Origin of the sequence: Sphingomonas sp. 10B4, from assembly GCF_035019905.1 — a bacterium.
Lineage (GTDB): Bacteria > Pseudomonadota > Alphaproteobacteria > Sphingomonadales > Sphingomonadaceae > Sphingomonas > Sphingomonas glacialis.
The window spans coordinates 18,070-29,843 of the sequence record NZ_JASJVC010000043.1 but is presented as its reverse complement, the minus strand read 5'-3'; the positions used below and the strand labels follow the sequence as shown (position 1 = coordinate 29,843).

At 67.2% G+C, this 11,774-nt stretch carries 10 protein-coding genes; 9 read left to right on the top strand and 1 reads right to left on the bottom strand.

All coding sequences use genetic code 11. From position 1 onward, the window contains the following. The first annotated feature begins 254 nt into the window (after positions 1–254). The 4 genes from QN347_RS13045 (at position 255) to QN347_RS13030 (ending at position 4,812) form a co-directional block, all read left to right on the top strand. On the top strand, positions 255–1,397 hold the full coding sequence (locus tag QN347_RS13045) for a glycosyltransferase (RefSeq protein WP_322160286.1): 1,143 nt from the start codon (positions 255–257) through the stop codon (positions 1,395–1,397). Positions 1,398–1,461: 64 nt separating this feature from the next. Next, entirely contained in the window at positions 1,462–2,865 is a 1,404-nt protein-coding gene (locus QN347_RS13040) for an NAD(P)H-dependent flavin oxidoreductase (protein ID WP_322160285.1), read from the top strand. A 73-nt stretch (positions 2,866–2,938) separates the two neighbouring features. Next, positions 2,939–3,895 carry a polysaccharide deacetylase family protein gene (locus QN347_RS13035; RefSeq protein WP_189675390.1) on the top strand — a complete coding sequence of 319 codons (957 nt, stop codon included), beginning with the start codon at positions 2,939–2,941 and terminating at the stop codon, positions 3,893–3,895. After that, positions 3,862–4,812, top strand: a complete 951-nt coding sequence (locus QN347_RS13030; RefSeq protein WP_323494050.1) for a GNAT family N-acetyltransferase — start codon at positions 3,862–3,864, stop codon at positions 4,810–4,812. Before QN347_RS13035 ends, QN347_RS13030 begins: the two co-directional genes overlap by 34 nt. Positions 4,813–5,004: 192 nt before the next feature. Here the strand turns inward: QN347_RS13030 and QN347_RS13025 are convergent, their stop codons facing one another. Beyond that, positions 5,005–5,913 carry a LysR family transcriptional regulator gene (locus QN347_RS13025; protein WP_322160282.1) on the bottom strand — a complete coding sequence of 303 codons (909 nt, stop codon included), beginning with the start codon at positions 5,911–5,913 and terminating at the stop codon, positions 5,005–5,007. 143 nt (positions 5,914–6,056) lie between these two features. Here QN347_RS13025 and QN347_RS13020 point away from each other — a divergent pair, with 143 nt between their 5' ends. The 5 genes from QN347_RS13020 (at position 6,057) to QN347_RS13000 (ending at position 10,347) form a co-directional block, all read left to right on the top strand. Beyond that, positions 6,057–6,539: a cupin domain-containing protein gene (locus QN347_RS13020; protein WP_322160281.1), complete on the top strand. Its 483-nt coding sequence runs from the start codon at positions 6,057–6,059 to the stop codon at positions 6,537–6,539. 122 nt (positions 6,540–6,661) lie between these two features. Next, positions 6,662–7,417, top strand: a complete 756-nt coding sequence (locus QN347_RS13015) for a glucose 1-dehydrogenase (RefSeq protein WP_322160279.1) — start codon at positions 6,662–6,664, stop codon at positions 7,415–7,417. 107 nt (positions 7,418–7,524) lie between these two features. After that, the gene (recO, locus tag QN347_RS13010; RefSeq protein WP_322160278.1) at positions 7,525–8,151 is read left to right on the top strand and encodes a DNA repair protein RecO; all 627 of its coding nucleotides are present in this window, start codon (positions 7,525–7,527) and stop codon (positions 8,149–8,151) included. Positions 8,152–8,197: 46 nt separating this feature from the next. Further along, positions 8,198–9,250: a 3-isopropylmalate dehydrogenase gene (gene leuB / locus QN347_RS13005; protein ID WP_322160276.1), complete on the top strand. Its 1,053-nt coding sequence runs from the start codon at positions 8,198–8,200 to the stop codon at positions 9,248–9,250. Continuing rightward, positions 9,247–10,347: a glycosyltransferase family 2 protein gene (locus QN347_RS13000; RefSeq protein WP_322160275.1), complete on the top strand. Its 1,101-nt coding sequence runs from the start codon at positions 9,247–9,249 to the stop codon at positions 10,345–10,347. Before leuB ends, QN347_RS13000 begins: the two co-directional genes overlap by 4 nt. The last annotated feature ends 1,427 nt before the right edge of the window (positions 10,348–11,774 follow it).

Here is an 11,774-nt window from a genome sequence, read left to right as displayed (position 1 = left end):
GTGGCGAGGCGGCCCGCGGCGGCCGGAGCACGCATATTCCAAAGACCGCGTTCGCCTGATTTGCCTCATCCCCCTCCCGCTGGCGGGAGGGGCTAGGGGAGGGACCGACCTGGAACCTCCTGCGCTGCGCCCGCGGCACGTCCCTCCCCCAGCCCCTCCCGCAGGCGGGAGGGGAGCAAGAAGCAGGAGGGCGGTCTTGCTCCCCCACACCAACAGATGACGCCGCCGTCATTTCACGCTAACGCCGCGCGGAAATGAGCCGGCCCGTCAACATCCTGCACTTGCACTCGACCTTCTCGCTCGGCGGCAAGGAAGCGCGCGCGGTGCGCCTGATGAACGCGTTCGGCGACCGTGCACGCCACACGATCGTGTCGAGCATGGATGGCCAGTACGGCGCGCGAGACGCCATCGCCAAGGGCATCGATTACGAGATCGCGCAGAACCCGCCGCCGCTGACCGGCTCGCCCTCGGTCAAGCGCTACGAGGCGATTGCGGCGTACATGCGCCGCTTCGACCTCGTGCTGACCTACAATTGGGGCGCGATCGACGGGGCGATGGCGCGGCGTGTCTCGTCGAACGGCGTGCCGCCGCTGGTGCATCACGAGGACGGCTTCAACGCCGACGAGGCGAAAGGCCTCAAGGCCGAGCGCAATATCTATCGCCGCTTCGCGCTGACCAAGGCCGCCGCCTTGGTCGTGCCGTCCGAGACGCTCGAAACCATCGCGTTGAAGACGTGGAAACAGCCGCGCGAGCGCGTCCATCGCATCGCCAACGGCATCGCCACCGCGCGCTATGCGATCCCGCCCAAGCCCAATGCGATCCCCGGCTTCAAGCGCAAGCCCGGTGAACTGGTGATCGGCACGCTGGCGGGTCTGCGCGAGGTCAAGAACCTGCCGCTGCTCGTCCGCGCGTTCGGCGGCATGTCGAGCCGCGCGCGCCTCATCATCGTGGGCGAGGGGCCCGAACGCCAGGCGATCCTCGATGCCGCCGAGCGGATGGGCGTGGCCGAGCAGCTCGTGATGCCCGGCTTCCTGCCCAACCCGCACGACTATATCGGCCTGTTCGACATCATGGCGCTGTCGTCCAAGTCCGAGCAATTCCCGATCTGCGTGCTCGAAGGCATGGCGGCGGGGCTGCCGATCGTCTCGACCCCGGTCGGTGACGTACTCAAGATGGTCGCGCCCGAGAATAGCAGCTTCATCGAACGCCGCGACCAGGAAGTGCTGATCCGCGACGCACTCGAGTCGCTCGCGCAGGCGACGCCCGAGGGCCGCGAGGGGCTCGGCGAGCTCAACCGGCGCAAGGCGGTCGCCGAGTATGACGAAGCGACGATGATCGCGCGCTATGCACAGCTCTATGGCAGCGTTATCGGACGTCCCGGGGCGTTCGGGGATTAGAGATTTGCCCGATCGGGCGTCCAAAGCGTATAACAGAACGTAAGTTAAGTCGGAGGCGGTCACGTTGTTCACTGGTTTGAAGCCCATCGTCTATGGCGGCCGCGAGGTCTGGCCGCTCGTCGAGGGCGGCAAGGGCGTCGCCGCGACCAATCATGCGAGCGCGGGCGCCTGGGCGGCGGCGGGCGGCATCGGCACGGTGTCGGCGGTCAATGCCGACAGCTATGACCCCGATGGCAAGATCATCCCGCAGGTCTACAAGGCGCTGACGCGGCGCGAGCGCCACGAAGAGCTGATCGAATATGCGATCGAGGGCGCGGTCCAGCAGGTCCGCAAGGCGTTCGACATTGCCGGCGGCAAGGGCGCGATCAACATCAACGTGCTGTGGGAAATGGGCGGTGCGCAGCGGATTTTGCACGGCGTGCTGGAACGCACACGCGGGCTCGTCGCGGGTGTCACCTGCGGCGCCGGCATGCCGTACAAGCTGTCCGAGATCGCGGCGTCGTACGAAGTCAGCTACCTCCCGATCGTCAGTTCGGGCCGCGCCTTCCGCGCACTGTGGAAGCGCGCCTATTCGAAGGCAGCCGACTGGCTGTCGGCGGTGGTCTATGAGGATCCGTGGCTCGCGGGTGGGCATAACGGCCTGTCGAACGCCGAAGACCCGCTCATGCCGCAGGACCCGTATCCGCGCGTGAAGGCGCTGCGCGACACGATGCGCGAGGGCGGGATTCCCGACAGCGTGCCGATCGTGATGGCAGGCGGCGTCTGGTATCTGCGCGACTGGGCGAACTGGATCGACAATCCCGAGCTCGGCACGATCGCCTTCCAGTTCGGCACGCGGCCTTTGCTGACGCAGGAAAGCCCGATCCCGCAGGAGTGGAAGGCGCGGCTGACCAACATCCAGGAAGGCGAAGTGCTGCTGCATCGCTTCTCGCCGACCGGATTCTATTCAAGCGCGGTGCTCAACCCGTTCCTGCGCCACCTGCAGGAGCGTTCGGAGCGCCAGATCGCCTTTTCGACGCAAAGTGCGGGCGACCACACCTATCAGCTCGACGTCGGCGTCAAGGGCAAGAACTTCTGGGTCACGCGCAACGACTTGCTGCGCGCGCGGCAGTGGTTCGGCGAGGGTTTCACCGATGCGCTCAAGACGCCCGACAACACGCTCGTCTTCGTAACCCCAGTCGACAAGGGCGTGATCCGCAAGGATCAGGCCGATTGCATGGGCTGCCTCAGCCAGTGTGCCTTCTCGTCCTGGTCGGACACCGAGACGAATTCGACCGGCCGGCTCGCCGATCCGCGCAGCTTCTGCATCCAGAAGACGCTGCAGGACATCGCGCATGGCGGCGATGTCGAGCAGAATCTGATGTTTGCGGGACACGGCGCGTATCAGTTCAAGCGCGATCCGTTCTACTCGAACGGCTTTGTCCCGACCGTCAAGCAGTTGGTCGATCGCATCCTCACCGGAGATTGATCCGGGTCAGAAACAAAATGCAACATACGGACTTTGCGAAATCTTTATGCCCGTCCGGCTATGGCTGGACGGGATGACAACGCCCGTATTCCTGACGATCGACACCGAAGTGATGTGGCGGCACCACAGCGATGGCCTCGCGAGTGCCGAGATCTTCGAGCGCTCGCTCGAGCCGGCCGGTGTCGGCGTCAGCTACAAGCTCGAGATGCTCGCGCAGCACGGGCTGAAGGCGTGCTTCTTCGTCGATCCGATGCCGGCGCTCACCTTCGGGCTCGCGCCGCTGCGCGGCATCGTCGAGAAGATTCTCGCCGCTGGGCAGGAGGTGCAGCTCCACCTCCACCCCAATTGGACGAGCGCGGTGTCGGGCGACGGCGGGGCGAGCGCGTCGCGTTTCGAACTCGCCGAATACAGTTTCGCCGAACAGCGCGCGTTGATCTCGGGCGCGACCGACTTGCTCACCGCGATCGGCGCGCCCAATCCAATTGCATTCCGCGCCGGGTCGTACAGCGCCAACGCCGACACGCTGCGCGCGCTCGCCGAGCTCGGTTTCAGCTATGACGCCAGCCACAATGGCGGCGAGCATCCGTGGCCGAGCGCGATCGACTTGCCCGCGCGCCACATCGCGCCGGTGCGGATCGACGGCGTGATCGAGATTCCCGTCACGGTGATCGAGGAGCGGCCCGGCGCGTTGCGCAACTTCCAGATCTGCGCGCTGTCGGTCGGCGAGATGCGCGCCGCGCTCGACCATGCCGAGCTCCATCGCCATGCCGCGGTGAACATCGTCAGCCACGGCTTCGAGCTCGCCAATCGCGCGGGGACGCGGCCCAATACGGTGCACGTCCGGCGCTTCGAAGCGCTGTGCGGCTTGCTCGCCGAACGCGCCGAGGCGATGCCGACGGTGCATTTCGCCGACCGCCCCGCGCTCCGGCTCGAGCAGAACGACGTGCCGCTCGGCCCCGATCCGCTGCGCACGCGCTGGCGCCAGGCCGAGCAATTATGGTCGAACATGGTGGCCGAGCGCGCGGCGTGACGCCGCTTGCTGCGGAAGCGGTTCCGCTACGCTTCCAGATCGGCGCGCGCACGCTGGGCTCGATTGCGCGCCGGCTGGTGCGGCTTCCTTTGTCGCTCGACACGGTGCTCGACGGCCCGCTCCCGATCCTCCCGCCGCTCGCGCGCGGTGCCGATGGCTATGCCGTGACCTCGCTTCCCGAACACGGTCTCGCGTCGCTGCGCCGCGCGGCGGGCGGGATGATCGGCTATGTCCGGCAACGCTATCCGCGGCATTATGCCGACCTGACGGTGGGCTTTGCGGCCTATCAAGCGGCGCTGTCGGGCAACACGCGCTCGGGGCTCAAGCGCAAGACCAAACGCGTGATCGCGCTGTCGGGCGGCGCGCTCGACGTCCGCCGCTTCCGCACCGCCGACGAGCTCGGCGCTTTCCACGCGGTCGCGCGCGGGATCTCGCAGCGGACCTATCAGGAGCGCTTGCTCGGCGGCGGCTTGCCCGACGATCCGGCGTTCGTGCGCACGATGATTGCGCTCGCGGCGGCGGGCCAGGTGCGCGCCTGGCTGCTCTATGTCGCAGGCGAGCCGGCGGCGTATCTCTACTGCCCGATCGAAGGCGGGACGGTCCGCTACGACCATGTCGGGCACGACCCGGCGTTCAACGATCTGTCGCCCGGCGGCGTGCTGATGCTCGAGGCGATGCGCGACCTCTATGCCGAACCCGGCCTCACCCGCTTCGATTTCACCGAGGGCGACGGCCAGCACAAGCGCAGCTTCGCCACCGCCGGCGTGGCGTGCGTCGACGTGCTGCTGCTCCGCCCGACGCTGGCCAACCGCGCGACGATCGCCGCGCTCGAGGCGTTCGACCGGGGCGCGCTGTGGGCCAAGCACGCGGTGGCACGGCTTGGGCTCGAGCGGGTCGCGCGGCGGGTGCGGCGCTAGCGCACGCAGAGCGAGTGCGACGACTCGTGCTTGCCTGGCTCGATTGGCCTCGCGGTACTGGATGGCAGATTCGACGCCGCAAAGGGGGTGAGTTCCGACACTGTCAAAGCGGGGGATCGGTGCGGCACAAATCGAGTGTGCAAGACCGCGGCGGTGCGGCTGGCACGCCCCGCAAAGGGACACGCCGCCCGCCTACTCCTTGAGCGGTCGCAGCTCTTTTATGAGATCGATCAACAGCCGCAGCCCGGTCGGCAAGTGCCGACGCCCCGAATAATAGACGTGGAAACCGCTGCCGACAGTCGTCCACTCCGTCAGCACCGGCCGCAAGGTCCCACGTTCCAGATGCGCGCAGAGAACCGCCTCGCTCGCGTACACGATCCCCGCGCCGCACAACCCGAACGCGATCGCAGCGTGGCTTGAATCGACTGTCAGCGGGCCGGGTGTCGCGATCGCGCAGTCATGACCGTCGCGCTCGAACTCCCAGTCATAGACCTGGTCGTTCCCCAGGCGGATGCCGACGCAGCGGTGGTTTCGCAGGTCTTCCGGGTCGGCCGGCGCACCGAAGCGCGCGAGATAGTCGGGGGATGCGGCGGCGACCCAGCGAAGATCGGGCGACAGGCGCTGCGCAATCATGTCCTCGGGCACCGTGCCGCCATAGCGGATGCCGGCATCGAAACCGCTGCCGACGACATCGATCAGGCGATTGCTGATGCTGATGTCGATCGCGACGTCGGGATAGCGGTCGACGAAAATCGGCATGACCGGCTTGAGCAGCAGGTCGACCGCATCTTCGAGGACGTTGATCCTGACGCGGCCGGCGGGTGCGTCGCGATACCGGTCGAGGGTTTCGCCGGCGGCGGCAATGCTCTGCATGGGGGCTTCGATCGCCGCGCGGAGCTCTTCGCCGGCTGCGGTCAGCGCAACGCTGCGCGTCGTTCTGTTCAACAGTCGCACGCCGCGGCGGCCCTCCAGCGCGGTGATCGCGTGGCTGATAGCAGACGTGGTGACGCCCATCGCGAGGGCAGCGCGTCGGAAGCTCCCATGTTTGGCGATCGCCAGAAAATAGGCGAAGTCCGCCAGGTCCGCTCGGCTCAGCTGCATCCCGACCTCCTACACCATTGTTGAACGCTGTTCATCGTCTCGTTGCTGGCGAAGCGGCTAATTCGGGCTCTTCCCCCACCCTATCTTGCCAGTCGTGACGGTCGTCGGTGTGACGATCGGCGGATCGTGAAGGCGGCACCCCCATGAAGATCGGCCTTTACCGCTTCGCGGCGCTGCTGCCCGTGGCCGCGCAGGCGCAGCAAGGAGCAACCGACATGACCATCGCACGCAAGGCGGAGCTGAAGACCGTCGACGGACCGGCCGCGTATTTCACCGGCACGGTCACCATCACCGGCCAGTTCCAGCGCGAGGCGCCATCGCGCGTGTCCGGGGCGATCGTCCATTTCGAGCCCGGTGCGCGGACCGCGTGGCACAGCCACCCCGCCGGCCAGACGCTGATCGTGACCGAGGGCGTCGGCTGGACGCAGATCGCGGATGGCCCAAAGCTCGAATTCCACGCGGGCGACATCCTGTGGTGTCCTGCCGACCACAAGCACTGGCACGGCGCCACCGCGCATCACGCCATGACGCATATCGCCATCCAGGAAGCGGTCGACGGCACGCCGGTGACGTGGATGGAGCCCGTGACCGAGGCGGACTATCGCGCGCCGCTTGGCACGGAGTGAGATGACGCCGCGAGTCATCGTCGCGCGCCCGCTGCAAGGGCGGCTCGGAAGGACGATCCGGACATCGTCGCAGGGTGCGCCCGGCTGACTGCCCTCAACACCTCCCCTAGAAAGGTTTTTCCATGTCAGACACGCAGCGTTTCCCCGGCAAGGTCGTCTTCATTACCGGTGCCGCCAGCGGCATCGGCCGCGCCACGGCCATCGCGTTTGCGGCGGAGGGCGCACGCGTCGCCATCCTCGACCGCACCGAAGACGGTCTTTCCGAAACCGCCGATGCCGTGCGAAGCGCCGGCGCCGAGGCCTTGGTCATCGCGTGCGACGTGTCGCAGCCCGACCAGGTCGAGGCGGCCGTCGGCCGGGTGGTCGAGACCTTCGGCCGGCTCGACATCGCCTTCAACAATGCCGGTGTCGAGAACAAACCCGCGCCGGTCCACAAGATTTCGCTGAGCGAGTGGGACCGCATCCTCGACATCAACCTGCGCGGCACCTTCGTCTGCATGAAGCACGAACTGGCGCAAATGGTGCGGCAGGGCAGCGGGGTCATCATCAACACGTCGTCGGGCGCTGGCGTCCGCGGAGTGGCGGGTGGCGCGTCCTACACCGCCTCGAAGCATGCGATCATCGGGCTGACCAAGGCCGCCGCGCTCGATTATGCCAAGCTGAATATCCGCGTGAACGCGATCCTGCCGGGCAATATCGAGACGCCGATGATGGACCGCTTTACAAACGGCGACATCCAGAAGGCGATCGATCTCGAGCCGGTCGGGCGCCTCGGGAAGCCCGAGGAAATCGCCGATGCGGTGCTGTGGATGAGCGCCGATCTCGGCGCGTTCGTGACCGGCGCGGCGATCTCCGTGGATGGTGGCTGGTCGCTGTAAGGGGGGGCGATGGCCGCGCACGCGCCAACACGGTTGCGGACCCTCAGGCGTGACCTTCGCGCCATCCGCCCCCTAGCGTATCCCCCCACCCACGCTAAACCGCCGCCATGCACTTGCGCGTCGAAGCCCTGATCCTCGCGATCCGCCATCACGGCGAACACGGCGCGATCGTGCGGGCGCTGACCGCCGAGCACGGCCTCCAGGCTGGCTATGTCCGCGGCGGGCGCTCGACGCGAATCCGGCCGATCCTCCAGCCCGCCAATCGCGTGATCGGCGAATGGCGGGCGCGCACCGACGATCAGCTCGCCAGCCTCACGGTCGAGCTCGTCACCAGCCGCGCGCCGCTCTATGCCGAGCCGCTGCCCGCGCTCGCGCTCGAATGGGTGACCACGCTCACCGCCGCCGCGCTCCCTGAGGCGCAGCCGTATCCGCGGCTCTATGCCGCGCTCGACGGGACGATCGGCGTGATCGCGGCGGCGCCCGCGGCGCGCGGTTGGGCGCTGGCGCTCGCGCGCTACGAACTGCTGGTGCTCGCCGAGCTCGGCTATGGGTTGGAGCGCGAGACGCTGCCGCCCGCGCTGACCACGGGTGTCGCGCCGGAGTGGGACGAAATCTTCGAGGCGCTCAGCCTGACCGGCGACGCACTCGAGGCTTCGATCCTGGTCGATCGCCGCGCGGTGACGCTGGCGGCGCGCACTCGGCTGGTCGAGCGGCTGAAAAGGGCGGTTGCGTGACGCGCCGCGGCTCGGCATTGGCGGGGCAATTGAAGGGAACTGCACCTTGGCACTGATCGCGATCCTCGCCGGCGACGGCATCGGCCCCGAAGTCACCCACGAAGCCCGCCGCGTGCTCGAAGCGCTCGGCCTCGACCATCAGTTCGAGCCCGGTCTCGTCGGCGGCGCCGCCTATCGCGCGCTCGGCCATCCGCTCCCGCCGCAGACGCTCGAGCTCGCGCACCGCGCCGATGCGATCCTGTTCGGCGCGGTCGGCGATCCCGAGATGGACGGGCTCGAGCGCACGCTGCGCCCCGAACAGGCGATCCTGGGTTTGCGCAAGGCGCTCGGTCTGTTCGCGAACCTGCGCCCAGCAACGATGTTCCCGGGGCTCGAGGATGCGTCTGCCCTGCGCCCGGAAGTCGCACGCTCGATCGACATGGTGATCGTCCGCGAGCTCACCGGCGACGTCTATTTCGGCGACAAGGGCCGCGGCCATACCAAGATGGGCCTGCGCGAAGGCCATGACATGATGCGCTACGACGAGGCCGAAGTCGCCCGCATCGCGCGCGTCGGGTTCGAGATGGCCAAGCGCCGCAAGAAGATCCTGACCTCGGTCGACAAGGCCAACGTCCTCGAAACCTCGCAGCTGTGGCGCGAGATCGTCAACGAGGTCGCGCTCGATTATCCCGAGGTCAAGCTCACCCATATGTACGTCGACAACGCCGCGATGCAGCTGGTGCGCAACCCCGGCGCGTTCGACGTGGTGGTGACGGGCAATCTGTTCGGCGACATCCTGTCCGACCAGGCGAGCATGTGCGTCGGCTCGATCGGGATGCTCCCGTCGGCGTCGCTCAACGAATGGACCGGCACCTGCGGGCTGTACGAACCGATCCACGGTTCGGCACCCGACATTGCCGGGCAGGGCAAGGCCAATCCGTGCGCGGCGATTCTGTCGGCGGCGATGCTGCTGCGACATTCGCTGTCGGACGAGGCGTCGGCGCAGCGGATCGAGGCGGCGGTGATCGCGGCGATCGGCAGCGGCGCGCGGACGCCCGATCTCGGCGGCACCCATTCGACGAGCGCGATGGGCGATGCGGTGCTGGCCGCGCTGCAATGATCCCACGCCTCGAGCTCGCGGTCGTCATCCCGACGTTCAACGAGCTGCGCAACGTTCCGCTGCTGATCGCCAAGCTCGACGCGGCGCTCAGCGGGCGTGCGTGGGAGGCGATCTTCGTCGACGACGACAGCCCCGACGGCACCGCGCAGGCGGCGCGCGAACTCGGCCTGACCGACCCGCGCGTCCGCGTGATCCAGCGCTTCGGACGGCGTGGTCTGTCCTCGGCGTGCATCGAGGGGATGTGCGCCACCGCCGCGCCCGTCGTCGCGGTGATCGACGGCGATCTGCAGCATGACGAGACGATCCTGCCCGCGATGCTCGACGCGCTGCAGGCCGATCCGGCGCTCGACGTGGTGATCGGCTCGCGCTTCGTCGCGGGCGGCGGGACGGGCGATTGGGACCAGGACCGCGTCAAGAAATCGGCGCTGGCGACGCGGCTGTCGCGGCGCGTGCTCAAGGCCGATCTGAGCGACCCGATGAGCGGCTTCTTCATGCTGCGCACGCAGATCGCGCGCGACCTGATCCCGCACCTCTCGGCGATCGGCTTCAAGATCCTGCTCGACATCATGACCGCGAGCCCGCGGCCGCTAAAATATCTCGAACTGCCCTACACCTTCCGGCTGCGCACCGAGGGCGAGAGCAAGCTCGACTATGTCGTCGCGATGGAATTCCTGATCGCGCTCTATGACCGGCTGTTCGGGCGGATCGTGCCGGTCCGCTTCGTGATGTTCACCGGCATCGGCGCACTCGGCGCGCTGGTGCATCTCGCCGTGCTCTACGCGCTCTACCGCAAGGCGGGTGTCGCGTTCGTGTCGGCGACGGTCGTCGCGGTGGTGCTGGCGATGACCTTCAACTTCTTCCTCAACAACGCGCTGACCTACCGCGAACGCCGCCTCAAGGGCGCGCGCGCGTTGCTCGACGGGTGGATCTCGTTCTGCCTGGTCTGCTCGGTCGGCGCGGCGGCGAATGTGGGGGTGGCGTTCTTCCTGTTCCGGATGGAGCATGGGACATGGGCCTATTCGGCGGTCGCGGGGCTGCTCGTCGCGGCGGTGTGGAATTACGCGCTGTCGTCGCGGTTCGTGTGGGGGCGGTATTAGGGGGCTGGCTACGGCCCGCGTCCACTGGGTGCGTGAGTGTCCGAAAGTGGTGGATAGCGGTATGGCCGGTTTTTGGCAGGCGTAGCCGTAGGCGGACCTTCGTTCATGGGAATGAGATTTGTAGACCAACCGACCGTAGAGGGCGGAACGCGGCTGCATGGCGTAAATCGACCGGGCAAGTTAAGCCGACCTTTGTGATCGATATCGGCACTTCGCCGCGACGGATCGATCCGCGAGACGGACGCCGGCTTTCGTGAACCCCACTGACCAGCTGTCGCGTGCAGTCAACCTCGCCTTATTCCGGCCCGCGCGTCGAGCGCTCCACCATCTCCTTATGAAACAGAATAATTTTTCTGTCGGAAGCCACCAGCGCTCGACACCCTCCCTATCCTAGCTTAGCGCAACCGAAAAGCGGCGGGGGCGTCGCCACAAGGGGATGGTCATGAAGGCTTTTGCGCAAAACTTGCGGCGTCGCAAACTCTCGCTCGCGCTCGGCACGAGCGCTCTGGCCATCTTTCCAGCGACAGCGCACGCGCAATGCGCACCCGATCCGACCATCGCCAATGCGACGAGCAGCTGCACGGGTACCGATTCGAACGGCATCCGCATCAACACGCCCGGCTCGACCCTGGCGGTGACGAGCGGCGCGACCGTGACGAACAGCGGTGCTCCGGCGATCATCGTGGAAGTCCCGAATTCGCTATCGTCGATCCAGGAGACAATCTCCGTCGCGGGGCAAGTCACGGTTGGCGCACAAAGTGGCATCGCGCTCTACACAGGGCCAGTCGCCGCCTATAACGGGAGTACGACCCGGCTTGCTTTGACGATCGCCGCGGGTGCCGGCGTATCGGGCGTCACCGCGTTCGACGTACGACAGTCCGCCGGGAACACGTACGGCCAGCTCACCATCAGCGTCGACAATGCCGGTACGATAACCGGCTCGAGCGGCGTCGCGTTGCGCGGCGATCTCGCCACGACCAGCAACGGCTTCACCACTGCGTCATCGGCCTTCTCGTCGATCACCAATCGCGCGAGCGGCGTGATCAGCGGCAGCATCGTCGGCCCGGTCGCCTCGCTGACCAACGCCGGACTGATCGACGGCGGCAGCGGCGCTGCGCTGACGACGGGTAATGCCGGGACGGCCTATCCCTATACGATCAATCCCGGTGCCTGGAACAACAGCGGCACGATCCGTTCCAACAGCGCCGTCGCTACCCTCTCGAGCGCGACGATCGCCGCGCTGACCAACAGCGGAACGATCTTAAACACCGGCACGGGCGCTGCCGTTTCCGGCAATTTCCTGAGCCTCACCAACCAAACCGGAGGTACGATTACCAGCGGCGGCGCCACCGCGATCAGCGGCGTGACCACGCTGGTCAATTCCGGAACGATCACGGGCAACGTGATCGGCAGCAACGGCACCAGCC